Source organism: Opacimonas viscosa, from assembly GCF_024199005.1.
GTDB lineage: Bacteria > Pseudomonadota > Gammaproteobacteria > Enterobacterales > Alteromonadaceae > Opacimonas > Opacimonas viscosa.
Genome location: NZ_JANATA010000006.1, coordinates 1 through 15371 on the forward strand (window position 1 = coordinate 1; position 15371 = coordinate 15371).

Annotated in this window: 15 protein-coding genes and 1 riboswitch; of the genes, 8 read left to right on the forward strand and 7 right to left on the reverse strand. The window is 41.6% G+C overall.

Features of this window, described 5'->3' with window-relative positions; genetic code table 11:
* The first annotated feature begins 180 nt into the window (after positions 1-180).
* The 4 genes from ccoG to NLF92_RS04760 all read left to right on the forward strand — a co-directional run bounded on the left by ccoG (position 181) and on the right by NLF92_RS04760 (position 5885).
* Positions 181-1644 carry a cytochrome c oxidase accessory protein CcoG gene (gene ccoG, locus NLF92_RS04745; RefSeq protein WP_254099411.1) on the forward strand — a complete coding sequence of 488 codons (1464 nt, stop codon included), beginning with the start codon at positions 181-183 and terminating at the stop codon, positions 1642-1644.
* A gap of 43 nt (positions 1645-1687) precedes the next feature.
* The gene (locus NLF92_RS04750) at positions 1688-2695 is read left to right on the forward strand and encodes a serine/threonine protein kinase (RefSeq protein ID WP_254099413.1); all 1008 of its coding nucleotides are present in this window, start codon (positions 1688-1690) and stop codon (positions 2693-2695) included.
* Positions 2696-2776: 81 nt separating this feature from the next.
* Positions 2777-3015, forward strand: a riboswitch (cobalamin riboswitch).
* Positions 3016-3081: 66 nt separating this feature from the next.
* On the forward strand, positions 3082-5085 hold the full coding sequence (locus NLF92_RS04755; protein ID WP_254099415.1) for a TonB-dependent receptor plug domain-containing protein: 2004 nt from the start codon (positions 3082-3084) through the stop codon (positions 5083-5085).
* A gap of 167 nt (positions 5086-5252) precedes the next feature.
* Entirely contained in the window at positions 5253-5885 is a 633-nt protein-coding gene (locus tag NLF92_RS04760; protein WP_254099417.1) for a thiol:disulfide interchange protein DsbA/DsbL, read from the forward strand.
* A gap of 420 nt (positions 5886-6305) precedes the next feature.
* On the opposite strand, the gene NLF92_RS04765 is transcribed toward NLF92_RS04760, so the two are convergent.
* Both NLF92_RS04765 and NLF92_RS04770 read right to left on the reverse strand, forming a co-directional pair.
* A complete protein-coding gene (locus tag NLF92_RS04765) occupies positions 6306-7868 on the reverse strand; it encodes a SulP family inorganic anion transporter (protein ID WP_254099419.1) in 1563 nt (520 codons plus the stop codon).
* Positions 7869-7940: 72 nt separating this feature from the next.
* Complete coding sequence (locus NLF92_RS04770; protein ID WP_254099420.1) at positions 7941-8501, reverse strand: HD domain-containing protein; 561 nt, start codon at positions 8499-8501, stop codon at positions 7941-7943.
* Between the two features lie 133 nt (positions 8502-8634).
* On the opposite strand from NLF92_RS04770, the gene NLF92_RS04775 reads away from it, so the two are divergent.
* Positions 8635-9594, forward strand: coding sequence for an AEC family transporter (locus NLF92_RS04775; RefSeq protein WP_254099421.1), 960 nt, complete (start codon positions 8635-8637; stop codon positions 9592-9594).
* Positions 9591-10100 (forward strand): hypothetical protein, encoded by a 510-nt coding sequence (locus tag NLF92_RS04780; protein ID WP_254099422.1) that lies wholly within the window; start codon positions 9591-9593, stop codon positions 10098-10100. The genes NLF92_RS04775 and NLF92_RS04780 overlap by 4 nt, the downstream gene beginning before the upstream one ends.
* An 83-nt stretch (positions 10101-10183) precedes the next feature.
* Here the strand turns inward: NLF92_RS04780 and folA are convergent, their stop codons facing one another.
* Positions 10184-10660 carry a type 3 dihydrofolate reductase gene (folA, locus tag NLF92_RS04785; RefSeq protein WP_254099574.1) on the reverse strand — a complete coding sequence of 159 codons (477 nt, stop codon included), beginning with the start codon at positions 10658-10660 and terminating at the stop codon, positions 10184-10186.
* A gap of 77 nt (positions 10661-10737) precedes the next feature.
* Here folA and NLF92_RS04790 point away from each other — a divergent pair, with 77 nt between their 5' ends.
* Positions 10738-11199 (forward strand): methyltransferase family protein, encoded by a 462-nt coding sequence (locus tag NLF92_RS04790; RefSeq protein ID WP_254099423.1) that lies wholly within the window; start codon positions 10738-10740, stop codon positions 11197-11199.
* A gap of 47 nt (positions 11200-11246) precedes the next feature.
* On the opposite strand, the gene NLF92_RS04795 is transcribed toward NLF92_RS04790, so the two are convergent.
* From NLF92_RS04795 to rplU, 4 genes are all read right to left on the reverse strand, one after another.
* A complete protein-coding gene (locus tag NLF92_RS04795; RefSeq protein WP_254099424.1) occupies positions 11247-11942 on the reverse strand; it encodes a hypothetical protein in 696 nt (231 codons plus the stop codon).
* Positions 11943-12062: 120 nt separating this feature from the next.
* On the reverse strand, positions 12063-13217 hold the full coding sequence (gene cgtA / locus NLF92_RS04800; RefSeq protein ID WP_254099425.1) for an Obg family GTPase CgtA: 1155 nt from the start codon (positions 13215-13217) through the stop codon (positions 12063-12065).
* Positions 13218-13473: 256 nt separating this feature from the next.
* A complete protein-coding gene (gene rpmA / locus NLF92_RS04805) occupies positions 13474-13731 on the reverse strand; it encodes a 50S ribosomal protein L27 (RefSeq protein ID WP_254099426.1) in 258 nt (85 codons plus the stop codon).
* Between the two features lie 15 nt (positions 13732-13746).
* A complete protein-coding gene (gene rplU, locus NLF92_RS04810) occupies positions 13747-14058 on the reverse strand; it encodes a 50S ribosomal protein L21 (RefSeq protein ID WP_254099428.1) in 312 nt (103 codons plus the stop codon).
* A gap of 268 nt (positions 14059-14326) precedes the next feature.
* On the opposite strand from rplU, the gene ispB reads away from it, so the two are divergent.
* Positions 14327-15307, forward strand: coding sequence for an octaprenyl diphosphate synthase (gene ispB, locus NLF92_RS04815; RefSeq protein ID WP_254099430.1), 981 nt, complete (start codon positions 14327-14329; stop codon positions 15305-15307).
* Positions 15308-15371: the final 64 nt, after the last annotated feature.

Genomic DNA, 15371 nt, shown 5'->3' on the forward strand with positions numbered 1-15371 from the left:
CGCGACATCGCTGTCACTCTGATCACGGGGTTTTCTCGCAAATTTTTGATAAAAATCATCACTATTAGATAAATAAATACACTTAAAGATTGATATACTTCAATAATAAGCAGATTGGACTTTGCTAAAATCATTCATTGCAGTATGCAGTGCGTATACAAGAATATGATGGAACCCAACATGAGTGAACAAATCCCTATTAAAATACTTCCGAGTGAAGCGAAAAAAAACCGCAATAAAACGCAACGAGTACACATCCAGCCAGCTGAAGAGCACGGTGCTGATTACCATCCAGACCGCTCACAAATCTATGTGCGTGCGGTAAAAGGCTCTTTGGAAACATTTCGTCGCTTCTTTGGCTTTTTCTTTTTAGCGCTATTTGCCGCTATTCCTTGGATCCAATACAACGGTCAACAAGCTATCTTGTTCGATATCCCTGAGCAACGTTTTAATTTGTTTGCGATTACTTTGTGGCCGCAAGATCTCACCGTATTAGCTTATGTATTTATTGTTGCTGCCTTTGCTTTATTTTTTGTGACAACGTTTGCTGGTCGTGTTTGGTGTGGTTTTATGTGCCCACAAACGACATGGGTCTATATGTTTATCTGGTGTGAACAAAAAATTGAAGGCGCCGCAAACAAACGCCAAAAGCTTGATCAGAGAAAAATGGATTTTGACAAATTCTGGCGTAAGACAGCAAAACATACTGCGTGGCTGGTCATTTCACTACTGACCGGATTAACGTTTGTTGGGTATTTCACTCCAATAGGACAGCTCTACATTGATTTTTTCACTTTTGAAGTCGGTTTTTGGGCTGGGTTTACTGTATTGTTTTTTACGTTTTGTACTTACGGTAATGCTGGCTGGATGCGTGAAATTATGTGTATTCACATGTGTCCGTATGCTCGGTTCCAGTCGGCAATGTTTGACAAAGATACCTTCACCGTCGCGTACGATGCAAAACGTGGTGAAGGACGTGGCCCTCGTTCACGCAAAGCGACCCAAGAGCAATTAAAAGCCAAAGCATTAGGTGACTGTATCGACTGTAATCTGTGTGTTCAGGTATGCCCAACCGGAATAGATATTCGCAATGGTCTACAATATGAATGTATTAACTGCGGGGCTTGTGTGGATGCCTGTAACGGTGTCATGGACAAAATGGGCTATGCCAAAGGACTGATCAGTTTTACTTCAGAGCATGAGCTAAATGGCGGCACAACCAAAATAATACGTCCTAAACTTGTTGGGTATGCGGTTGTCCTCTTGATTATGACTGGGTTATTGATCGCAGATTTCATGTCACGCAAACCTCTTGAAGTCGATATTATTCGTGACCGAAATACTTTGTATAGAGAGAATAATGAGGGGTTAATTGAAAACGTTTATACTTTAAAAATACTCAACAAATCGCAAACGACACAAACGTATCAAATCACAGTCAAAGGACTTGAGAATCCCGTCTTTATCGGTGCACAAAATGTCACAGTTGCTGGTGGTGAGGTCTACAGTTTGCCAATAAGTGTCGCGGTGGATGCATATAGTTTGACTGAAGCGATAACCCCTATGAGTTTTTATGTGTCAACGACTCAGACCGATGGAACAGTCGTAGATTTAACCCAAGAAAGTAAGTTTATTTATCGCTAATACCTGATAAAATTACTGTTTATTGTTAACTAAGCGAATTGCTATGAACCAGATACCGGCCCAGACACAATTCGGCTCAGATAGTGACTTTACGTTTCAACATTTGTCGCCTGATATCATTCTCGATGCGTTAGAATCGATTGATATTAGGCCGACCACCGGGCTGCTCGCTTTAAACTCCTATGAAAACCGCGTATATCAGTTTGCTGAAGAAAACCTCCGCTATGTGGTAAAGTTTTATCGAGGTGGCCGCTGGACTGATGCTCAGATCCAAGAAGAACATGATTTTGCCCTAGAGTTAGCCGCCAATGAAGTCCCGTTAATTGCTCCTTTGGTCATCCAGAATAAGACGTTGCACCATTACAAGCAAACTCGGTTTACTGTTTTTCCATCAACCGGTGGGCGCCAATTTGAAAATGATAATCTTGACCAGCTTGAATGGATGGGGCGTTTTATTGGACGAATGCATCGCATCGCACAAAGTCAAACATTTGCACATCGAGCTCCGCTGGGGGTAGACAGTCATTTACTTGGTCCACGCGAAATATTGCAACACAGTCAACTGATCCCCGCGCATTTACAAACCGCTTTTTTTGCGATTTTAGATCCTGTCATAGCGCGAGCAACCGAACTGTACCAACCCAATACAGCAATTATTCGACTGCACGGTGATTGCCATCCAGGTAATATTTTATGGCGTGATGGCCCCAGCTTTGTCGATTTAGATGATTGCCGGATGGGCCCTGCCATCCAAGATTTATGGATGATGTTATCTGGTGATCGCGCTCAGCAGATACTCCAACTCGATACAATGGTAGAAGCGTATGAAGAGTTTCACCCCTTCAATGCATCTGAAACCCAGTTAATCGAACCACTTCGGGCACTGCGAATGGTCCACTATATGGCTTGGCTATCAGAGCGCTGGGCAGATCCTGCATTTCCCCAAGCTTTCCCTTGGTTTGGTGAAGATAAATATTGGGAAGGGCAGATATTAGCTTTAAAAGAACAACTCGCCGAACTCAATGAGGCCCCCATCAAGCTCGGTTATTAAGCTGCTCCTTTCTGAGTTTATCTTATGCAGCTCTTATCTAATTTATATCACTAAAACCTGAGACATTAGCGCCAATTCGTTTATAATGCGCAGGTCTTTGGTGCTTGTTGGATAGCATGGCTAACAACAAGGTAAACGGGAAGTAAGTGAATAATCTTACACTGCCCCAGCAACGGTAATATGAGTGAGATTTTTTCATAGCCACTGAGTCATTCGACTTGGGAAGGCGAAAAAATCGAGGCAAACATGATAGCGCTTCAAGCGCATGGTCAGTAGCTAAACTCTTGAGTCCGGATACCGGCCATTGACCGATGTCTTCACAATTGGTGTGAATGGACACATTCACTTGCAACTGTTCTGTGGGAACAGCGTCAATGGAAATCAACATGTTATTTAATGTATCAAAAACAGCACTTGCTGTGTTTTCAGTGTGCTCGTTGAGTCACACTTCTTTATTTGCTAATCCATCTTCTGAGACTAATTCAACCACCATTCAGCAATTAGCCTCCTCACCTACCGAATTAATCACCGTCACTGGTTCACGGCAACCCCTCGCTATCAATCAACTAGCCGGCTCTGTGTCAGTCTTGACTGAAGCCGAAATTGCCCAGAGCTCCGCAACCTTTGTCAGTGAGTTATTAACGCAATTTGCCAATGTCGATCTCAGCGTCAACGGCGGTGTAGGCCAATACGCTGAACTGCGTATACGAGGTGCTGAAGCGAATCACGTTTTGGTTCTTTTAGATGGTGTGCAAATTAATGATTTGGCCCAAGGTGGTCTCATTGATTTAGCGCATTTACCCGTTGCGAATATCGCTCGTATCGAATTACTAAGGGGCAGCCAAAGCGCAGTCTGGGGAGATGGTGCGATTGGCGGTGTGCTCAGTATTACGACCAAACAAGCCGCCATGGATAATTTACAACAAAGTCTGCAGTTTAGTTCTGGGCAAAATAATACCTACCAAGGAGCCTATCAATTAAGTGGTCGTTCAGACGACTTGGATTATCGATTAGCCCTGAGTCATTTTACTACCGATGGGCAAAACATCTCATTGGTCGAAGGCAATGCAGAAAAGGACGGCTATTCCAATACCCAAGTGCAGTTGAATACCCATTACCAGCTAAATCCGCAGCATCGCTTATCTGGTTTTGCTCGCTTAGTCGATTATAAAACTGATTATGATGCGACTGATTTTCTGACGACAGGATTACCTGTTGATGCTAATAATGTATCTAAGGGAACTAAGAATACATTGAAAGCAGGATGGTTATTCGCACCAGAAAATGCACAATGGCAAATTGACTCTGCTCTGCATTATCATCAAGACAAAGTCGATAACATTGAAAATAACGCTATTGCGAGTGCATCAAATAGTACCGAGGCAAAGCTGCTTAGTGTGCTACAAATTACGCACAAAGTTTTCCCCAATGTGGCCTCAAGCTCAACTCAAGGCACAATTAACTTAGGCCTCGAATATTCGAATATTGACTATGAACAAGCGGGTCCTGTCGTTTTTGGTGATCCTAATTATGCTGAAAATATGACTAAAAATAGTGTTTTTGTTGACTCAGTACAGCCCATTACAAAAGCTATCTGGTTAAACACATCTGCACGCTACACCGATAACTCTGAATTTGCTGCCACTACGGACTATCGAATTGGTGGGCATTGGCAATTATCACCTGCAGTGAATCTGTTTGTCAGCAGAGGTAAAGCAACTAAAAATCCAACATTTACAGAGCGCTTCGGTTTTTTCCCAACCTCTTTTGTGGGTAATCCTGAACTGGAACCGGAAAAATCGGTGACGAATGAGCTAGGTCTTGGGTTTATTTTCCCTGGTGTAAATAAAACGACCAACTCATTAGATCTGACTTTGTTTAAGGCCACATTATACAATGAAATCAATGGATTTGTATTTGAACCTGTTTCAGGTGGTTTTACTTCAGCTAATATTAACGGGGAAAGTGAGCGTCAAGGCTGGGAGTTATCTAGCACCCTGCACTCGTCATTTGGTAAAGTTACTTTGGCATATAGCTATTTAGACGCTACTGAAGATACTACTAATTTGCAGATTCGAGAATTACGTAGAGCGGTGCACAATGGTTCGATTACCATCAACAATGAATACCAGAACGAAGTAAGTACTTACTTAGGTGCACGTTATACAGGTAGTCGTGATGATGTCTTCTTTCCCCCCTTCCCACAGCCCTCTGCAACGATTGCTCAACCTGCTTATTGGTTAATCAATGCCAGTATACAATGGCAGGCTCGCCCCGAAGTAAAAGTAGGAGTCAAGGGTAATAATCTGTTCAATGCTACTTATACGGATATTGTCGGGTATCGCGGTTTAGAAAGAAACATAAGTGCGTTTATTCACTATTCCTGGTAGGCAATATTAGGTTACTGATTGTTTTCAGTCTATAGAGAGATATATACCTTGCGTTGATTAAGTATAGATTCAGTTAATGAATCTATACTACAAGCTAGTATTTTAAGGTTTTCAAACTTTATCACTCTGTGTATGATTTACTTCATAACTAACTCGTTGAGAATTATATGAAAAAAATATTATTAAGCTCGTTTATCGCTATTACTACATTAGTGTTTTCACTCACTGCTTGTGCTCAAGCACGCTTCATTGAAGGTGAACATTATAAAGTAATTAGTCAAACAGCGTCTGCAAAGCCCAATGTAAAAGAGTTTTTCTCTTTCTGGTGTCCGCATTGTTTCAATTTCGAGCCGCTAGTGGCACAAATGAAAAACAAGTTAGATGCGAATGTCACGTTCGAAAAAGTACACGTTAACTTTATGGGGTTTGCTGGTCGAGAACTCCAAGACGAGGTGACTCGGGGTATGCTAATTGGCCGTGTATTAAAAAATGAACAAGCGTTAAATACCGCTATTTTTAATTATATTCATCGACAACGGGCCACCATCGCAAGTACTGATGATGTACGCAGTATCTTTTTGGTCAATGGTGTGAGTGCCGAAGAATTTGATAAAACGGCGAAAAGCTTCGCTGTGAAAAATATGCTGCGCAAGAATAATAAGACGATTGATGAGTTCCGTCGTTTTGTATCTGGTGTACCAAACTTCATTGTAAATGATAAATACCAAGCTACATTTACGCGTGATATGACGCCAGATGATATGGTCGATCTGATCGTTTATTTATCGGAAATGAAGTAATCCCAATATGCTCTCAAGCTATTATTATAGTATGCTTTGAGAGCTAAATTTGCCCCTTCAGAAGCTCTGCTTTCCTTATCAAAGTCACTCCGATCCGATATTTAAATCCAGCTTAAATTTTAATACTTAAGTATATTTTGGCGTGTTTTTATTTTTAGCAATTATCGGAGAGTCGATTTCCTGCTATATTTATAAACGTAAATCATCTCAGATTATTTAGTGGTATTTGCTTAATAACCTGTTATCTAGAGAACCACTCTCAGTTAAAGATAAAGATAGATATCAACGGTACACTTATGCCTGTCAAAATTAACGATTAAGTAAAAATCAAACACAAGTGCTTAATCATTATTTGTGCCAGATACTAAGCGTACTGGAAAGGGTAAAATATCGTTGGTATCTATCTTTGTTTTTGAGGCTTTATCCTAACTCGTCACTTGCTACATAATAACGAGGATCTTCATTCACATTAATTTCCACGAACTTAGACGCCTTGCGTAAAAGTTTACGGCATTCTGGTGAAATATGACGGATGTGAAGCTTTTTACCTGCGGCTTCGTATTTGTCAGCCAACGTGTCTAAAGCATCAATCCCCGATGAATCCCATATCTGCGACTCATTAAAATCAATCACTACATCCGTTGGGTCATTTTCAGGATCAAAAATCTCTTTAAAGTGCGTCACTGAGCCAAAAAATAAAGGACCATCTAACTCATATACTTTCCAGTCATCTTTATCCGTATAAGATTTTGCGGAGATATGTGTCGCATGTTTCCAAGCGAACACTAATGCAGATACAATCACCCCAACAATAACCGCAATAGCTAAATCAGCAATAACCGTCACAAAGGTCACCAAGAATAAGACAAATGCATCTTCTTTGTTCACCCCACGAATGATTTTGAATGAAGCCCACTCAAATGTGCCAATAACGACCATAAACATGACCCCTACCAATGCCGCTAGTGGGATCATTTCAATAAGTTGTGAGGCAAATAAGATAAAACCAAGCAATACTATAGCCGCCGTAATACCCGATAAACGACCACGACCACCAGAGTTGATATTAATCATAGACTGACCAATCATGGCACAGCCTCCCATACCACCAAAGAAACCATTAACCGTGTTGGCAACCCCTTGACCAATACACTCTTTGTTGCCACGACCACGTGTGTTAGTCATTTCATCGATGAGCGTTAGCGTTAATAAGGACTCAATCAAACCGACCAAAGATAAAATAATCGCAGTGGGTAAAATAATATAAAGCGTCTCTAGGGTAAATGGAACCATTGGGATAGAGAAGCTAGGAAGCTCACCGGCTAGTGTTGCCGTCGCTTTTTCTTCTTCAGGCAACATATCACGAACGAAGTCAATAACTGTCCGTGCCTCTAAATCTAAACCATGGACCAATCCTGTTACCACAATAATGGCTGCCAAAGATGAAGGAACGGCTTTTGTTAGTTTAGGTAAAAATACAATAATCGCCATGGTTAACGCGGTTAAACCAAGCATCAAGTACAACACCTCACCCGTCATCCAGACTTGTAAACCTGAGGTATCAAAGACTTTGAACTGCCCTAGCTGCGCTAGAAATATCACAATCGCCAAACCGTTTACGAAACCTAGCATTACTGGGTATGGGACTAAACGGATAAACTTACCAAGACGAAATACACCGGCAAGTATTTGTAATAACCCGGCTAACACAACCGCAGCGAAGAGGTATTGCACACCATGCATAGCGACCAAGGCAACCATGACAACTGCCATTGCTCCAGTAGCACCTGAGATCATTCCTGGACGACCACCAATAGCGGAGGTAATTAAACCCATCATAAACGCAGCGTATAAACCCACCATCGGTTCAACACCTGCCACAAACGCAAAAGCAACAGCTTCTGGCACAAGGGCCAAAGCAACTGTAATACCAGATAACACATCGTTCTTAACGTTGTTATTGGCCATATCAAATTTAAACATATCGTACATTTACCTGTAAAAAAATCCGGTGCAGGATAGCACAAATTACGGATAAGTACTTTTAATTAAATGTTAACCAATAGCAACGGGGTTGTCGTGAAAGACTTTGCGTATGAGTGGAATAAAACTATCTAGAGGATCCACCACAAAATCAGGATCAAATGCAGGTGCATCCCATTCATCCACTAATTTCACTGCCAAGTCATACCAAGGCTCGTCTTTAAATTGCAGACGCAAATTTGTGGGTGCACCCAGATAATCATAGTAATAGGCCCCTTGGAAAGCCTGATGGTAATAAATAACGTGATAGCTATCATCTGAAATATATGGCCGCATCATTTCAGCGGCTATTTGACCGTGATTGGGTACGTTGATCACTTTGGCAATATCATGACATAACGCAATAACGATATGTTCATCACACGCACCAGCTCGACGAGCTAACGTCCCGGCCATCAAAGCATGTTGTAATTGATCACAAGCAAACCCTAACGTATGGTTTTCAAGTTCGCGCAACATTGCTATGAAGCGGTCTGCGGTATGTTTAAATGACTCTTTGTGCGCAGCAGCAATGACCATCCATTCTTCTTTGGTACCGTCTTGCATACGTGTGAAACTAGCATGTTCACTCATTAGAAATCTCCATCAGTTGTTACATTTTTGTTAACTTAACCGAAAATATGTATTTAAAATATATAAAAGTATGCTTTTAGTGTTTTAAGTTTAGAGGCAAGGTATAATAAGACTTTTCCATGATATATAGCTTATGATTACTTCTCCATTGATGACGGCGCTCATTGTCGTTGCACCTGTTATGTGTTTGATTATTGCTGGTGTCGTTTTTAAGCGTGTTGGCTTAATGAATGACGCGTTTGTTGAGGGTGGCTCAAAGCTGGTCTATAACATTTCACTTCCCGCTCTATTATTCAACTCCATTTATACGGCTGATTTCAGTACAGCTGCCAACCCGACTCTCATTTTGACCAGTGTGATTGGCACCATTGTATTTGTGTTACTCGCAATGGTTTTTGCTCAGGTCAATATTCGCGAGCGTGTAGACAGAGGGGTTGTTATCCAAGGTGCCTATCGCTCTAATATCGGGATTGTCGGTTTAGCCCTAAGCGCGAACGCATATCCATCGTTTTTTGCTACCGCATCGGTATTCATGGCCTGTACGACATTGATCTATAATTTGTTAGCAGTACTACTATTGAACTTTTATTCCATAAAACAGTATTCGATAAAAGATAATCTCATTGCACTGGTCAAAAACCCCATCATTTTATCCATTGTTTTGGCTTTATCAGCATCTTATTTTGAGTTAACTCTGCCCAGTGTAGCCGAGGTCAGTCTGGCTTACTTTGCCCAATTAACCTTACCTCTGGCACTATTATGTACCGGCGCATCATTACAACTATTCGCCATGAAAACTGAAGTAGCGCCCATGATATTCGCCAATATAGGTAAATGTATTGCTTATCCAGCAGTTATCTTAGGTAGTGGATATTTTCTAGGATTGGATTCAGTCGCTATGGGTATTTTATTCTTAATGTCAGCTTCTCCCACCGCTGCAGCTAGTTATATTATGGCGAAAAAGACCAATAACAACCCGGTATTGGCAGCAAATATCGTTGTCACAACGACGATAGTAGCTATCCCAATCATGATGTTGTCACTGATTATATTACTACAATATGGGATCATTGCCCCAGCAGAGGCCTTATGAATAAAATAACTCGACTAGTACTCTCCGCCGTCATCGCCTTTTTATTCTATGGTGTGTGGGCCTACCTAGCCAACATGACGACATTATCTAACAATGCTGACCTGTACCGAGTGGCTCTAGTCCAGGGCTTAACCAGTGCTACTATTACCCTTGTGTTTACCATCATTACCGAGTGGAGCTTTGCCAAATTTAACCAGTACCGCATCTCTTTTGCTTTTGTTACACCATTAATCTGTCTGCCATACCATCATTCAGAAGCTGCGAAACAAATACGCAAGAGTTTTAACCAAGTCTTAAATACTATGGCCACGACAGCGAACCAGGTCCGTCTACCCATGGTGCTGTTGGCTCCGCTCTTGCCCATGGCATTACAAGCCAGTGTGGTAATTAGCGTCAACATCATCAATGCCACACCGAACTTGTGGTTAACAGTAGCACCTTCCATATTCTTTAGTGGGTTATATGGATATCTTTACACGTTCTCCTTGTACCAAAGCGCAAAGTAAACCGATACCCGTGACAATAATGATAGAACGTAGATAGAGTCCTGTGACATGCTTCCGGTTGTTCTTACCTGTTTACAGCTTAGCTACTCACGGACTAAAGTGACGAACTGGTAGTCATGTGGATTTTTTTCATCGGCTTGATGGGCTTCTCGTGATATTTCTTGCCAGGCGCCATATTGAGTCCAATCTGGAAATTGTGTGTCACCTGCCACCTTTTTATCAATAAAAGTGAGGTGTAACTTATCAGCATGCGGGATCAGTAATTCATAAATGGTGCCTCCGCCAATGATCATGACTTCATCCTCTTTGGCACACTCCGCCAGCGCTTCTGCAACAGAGTAAACTACGGTTGCATCCTCAAGTTGATATGTCTGATTCGTCGTGATCACAATATTATGACGGCCCGGTAAAGCTTTACCAATAGATTCATACGTTTTGCGTCCCATAACGACGGGTTTCCCCATAGTCGTGCGCTTAAAATGGGCTAAATCTGCGGGTAGATGCCAAGGCATATCATTATCAGCACCAATAATACGCTCATGAGCCATTGCGACAATCATAGATAATTGGGACATGTATTTTATTCTCTTTAATTTATACTTGTTGATATTGTACTTGAGAGATAAGGAAATAGACCATGAATTTTTTACACTTAAAAATCCCACCGGTGATTGTTTTATTATTTTTTATCACACTAACCGCTGCCGCAAAGCTGCATTTTGCAACCATGGAGCACTTGGGTATAGCCCCTTTGTTCTTTGCTGTATGTACGCTTGTAGCTGGGGTAACTTATATCATGTTAGGAGTATGGCAATTTAGAAAAGCACGAACGACTGTAAACCCACTTGCACCTGAAGATACTTCTCAATTAGTTGAAAACGGGATCTTTGCTAAAACCCGTAACCCGATGTATGTAGGATTTGCTCTCTTGCTTGTGAGCTGGGGCTGTTTTTTGAGTACGTTTGCTATGCCCCCATGTGTCATTCTTTTTATGGTGTATATGCAGTATTTCCAAATTATCCCTGAGGAGAAAATTCTTACAGTTAAATTTGGAGATGCTTACCTCGAGTATATGAAAAAGGCTAAACGCTGGGTTTAGCCTAGTCACTATTCTTAAAAAAATGGAATCAAATAAGTAATCAGCGCTTACTCACTATCACCAAAGTATTCTGCACGCTTGCTTTGATATTTCTCTTGTTTTTCATTCATTTTAATTAACTTTTTTAGAAGCTCGGGATTATCTTTAACGATTTTTTCAGCGTACAACAACGCTTCTTCTTTATCACGTTTCACCAAAAACTCTATTTCTTCCAAAGTTGGAAAGGGACTTCCGCTTGATAGGGCATTTTGTGTTTCTTGGGCCATTCTATCCAAGACGTAACGAGGGTAACACACACGTTTCTTTATACGGCTAGCGACTTTGGCTTCCAAACGACACTTAACCCTAAACTTGTCTTCGTCAGCAATCGCGTTAAAAGATTCATAAAAATCCAGCTCAGCTCTTTCCATTTCTTTTTTGAAAAATAACAGCGGTGTTCGGGCAAATACACCAATGATTTCAATATTGTCTTTCACCTTTGGATTTACGTCATCTGAACTCAGCACAATATCTTTTGGATCCAGTGCCTCTGACGCCTCAATATCAGCTGTAATTTGTTTCAATTGAGTCGCGTTTGCATTCGCTGATGTTTGTGTATCTGCTTTTTGCGACGGCTTTGATTGTTCATTTTTAGTCATCGCTGCCGCGTTAAAAGCAAAGCAACAAACCAAGACGAGACCAAGAGTTTTCTTGCCGAAAGAAAGGGGGTATTTAACTGCGTGTGTAACATTGTTTTGAGGCATCAAATATCCTTGTTTGAATCTGCTTCAGTTACCGACTAACTTTACGACAATCACGGTAGATTAGTCAAATTAGAAATGTAACCTAAGCAGTAAACATGAAACAAAATGTTTTGCGAGCTATTATTCGTTGGTATAAACCACGTTAGGATGGTCATCTTCGTCATCCCAATCATCGTCGTCATCTTCAACACCAGAATGCTCAGCAATGACGCGCTCATGATAAGAATCCCATTGGAACTCTACTTCTTCTTCAGCAGTAAGTTCTTCTACTGGTAGTGTCTCAATATAATTCATTATATCGCGACATAGTTCATCGACGTTAAGTTTTTGGAAAGCAGAAATTTGGTAGTAATTTTCAACTTCTAATGCACTCGCTATTTGGTCACATAACTCTTTAGCTTCGTCTTCGAGTAACAAATCAATTTTGTTAAATACTAACCAACGTGGTTTTGCGGCTAGTTTTGGTGAATATTGTTCTAGCTCATTAATAATCGCTTTAGCATTATCGACAGGATCTGAACCATCAGCCGGCATGAGATCTACCAAATGTAGTAGCACTCGACAGCGCTCTAGATGTTTTAAAAATTGAATACCCAGACCGGCGCCATCAGCAGCACCTTCAATCAATCCGGGAATATCAGCGATCACGAAGCTTTGTTGAGACTCTAAACGTACTACGCCGAGATTAGGCACTAACGTTGTGAAAGGGTAATCAGCAACCTTGGGTTTAGCCGCGGACACACTGCGGATAAATGTTGATTTACCAGCATTGGGTAAACCCAATAAACCCACATCAGCCAACAGCATAAGCTCTAGTAGTAAATTACGAATTTCACCCGGTGTACCATTGGTTTTTTGACGAGGTGCACGGTTCGTCGAACTCTTGAAACGCGCATTGCCCAAACCATGGAAGCCGCCTTGTGCGACCTTCAAGCGCTGACCGTGCTTCAACAAATCTCCAAGCACTTCTAAGGTGTCTTTATCCGTTGCTCGTGTACCAACGGGTACAGGGATCTCTAAATCTTCGCCACCGCGACCAGTACAGTTTGCACCTTGACCATTTTTACCGCGTTCAGCTCGATGAAAACGTTCGAAGCGATAATCAATAAGGGTATTTAGGTTTTCATCTGCGACCAGATAAACAGAACCACCATCGCCACCATCTCCCCCATCAGGACCACCTTTAGGGATATATTTTTCACGACGGAAGCCGATAGTACCATTACCACCATCACCAGCTTCTACTCTTATTTCTGCTTCATCTACGAATTTCATGTTCTTACTTCATCACTTATATGTCATTTACGCTGTCGAGTATGCGTAGTCATTGATTCTTGTATCATTCGCTTTGCGTTTCACACAGAATCAGAATGATTATATTATACACTGTATTAGCGCATATTGTGCAACTGACCTGTAGTTGCGTTTATTTGGTCAAATAAAACACAGTTTTACCACAGAGCAATAAATATTTTGCGCTAAAAACAAAAAACCTCGCAAAAGCGAGGTTTCTAAATCAGTGTATTACTGCTTACTCTGCAACGATGCTTACGAATTTACGGTTTTTTGGACCTTTAATTTCGAATTGCACTTTGCCATCAGTTAAAGCAAATAATGTGTGGTCTTTGCCGATACCCATATTGCTTCCAGGGTGGAATTTAGTACCACGCTGACGAACAATAATGTTACCCGCTAATACAGATTGGCCGCCGTAACGTTTTACGCCAAGACGTTTACTTTCTGAATCACGACCGTTTTTGGTACTACCACCAGCTTTTTTGTGTGCCATGTGATAATTCTCCTATTATGCGTTAATACCAGTGATTTTCACTTCCGTGAACCACTGACGATGACCTTGCTGCTTACGAGAGTGCTTACGACGACGGAACTTAACGATTTTAATTTTCTCGCCACGTCCGTGCGTAACTACTTCAGCAGTTACTTTACCACCGGCCACATAAGGTGTGCCGATCTTAACATCTTCACCATTGCTCACCATCAAGATGTTATCGAATTCTACTGACTCGCCAGGGGCGACTTCGATCTTCTCTAGACGAACGGTTTGGCCTTCAGCCACACGGTGTTGTTTACCACCACTTTGGAAAACCGCGTACATATTTATCTCCGCTCTGCGTACTTAAACGCTAAATTCAAAAAACAGGGCGCAGATTATACGTAAAATAGGGGGTAGTGACAAGCCCCATTATCAGAAAAAGATCAAAAATGTTCCTAGGCTTGATAAAACCTGATACATTTTCACTTTATTGGTGAATTACACTAATATACCATTGATTTTAGTCTGCTACACAGGTATTTTGCCGTGTCCATTTTGTTCATTGTTATAAAATTCAAGATTTAATAACATTCACCAAACACAAGTTGCTATGAATCCATCAGACACACAAGACATTTTTGACCTCGCTAATACAGACATGCAAGCTGTAAATCAGCTTATTCAAGAGCAAGTTGATAGTGATGTTGCATTAATTCGACAACTTGGGTTTTATATTGTTAACAGTGGCGGTAAGCGTTTACGCCCACTCCTCACGGTCCTTGCAGCGCGTGCTTTAGGTACCACAGGCACCCAGCATCATACATTAGCTGCAATTATTGAATTTATTCACACTGCTACATTGTTGCATGATGACGTCGTAGATGATTCCAAATTACGCCGCGGTCAAGAGACAGCAAACGCATTATTCGGGAATGAAGCTAGCGTCTTGGTTGGTGATTTCTTGTATTCGCGTGCTTTCCAGATGATGGTTGAATTAGATAGCATGGCGGTTATGCGTATCTTATCTGATGCGACGAATCGGATCGCCCAAGGCGAAGTTATGCAGTTGATGAATGTGAACGATCCTGAGACGACGGAAGAAAACTACTTTGCTGTCATTTATAGCAAAACAGCTCGCCTCTTTGAAGCGGCTACCCAGCTCGCTGCAGTGTTAACCCAGCAGTCTCCTGCTATAGAAACCGCTATGCAAGAATACGGTAAACATTTAGGGACAGCTTTCCAGCTTGTTGATGATATTCTTGATTACACGGCAAGTGCAGATGAAATGGGTAAAAACGCTGGAGATGACTTAGCCGAAGGCAAGCCTACCTTGCCTTTGTTGCATGCTATGTGGCACAGCCAACCAGCACAATCTGAGCAAATAAAAGCAGCTATTGTTGCTGGTGATGGCTCTGCTGCATTGGATGACATCTTAGCCATAATGCAAGAAACACAATCCATCGAATACACCAAAACCAAAGCCTTGGCCGAACGAGATATGGCCATAAGCCATTTAGCTGTTTTACCTGAAAGCGAGTATAAACAGGCTCTGATAGGTCTAGCGCACCTTGCTGTCGAACGGGTATCTTAAGCTTTTTCACTGCACAGATAGCTCAGCTTCGCTCGCATATGAAAGGTACATTAATCTCGATGCT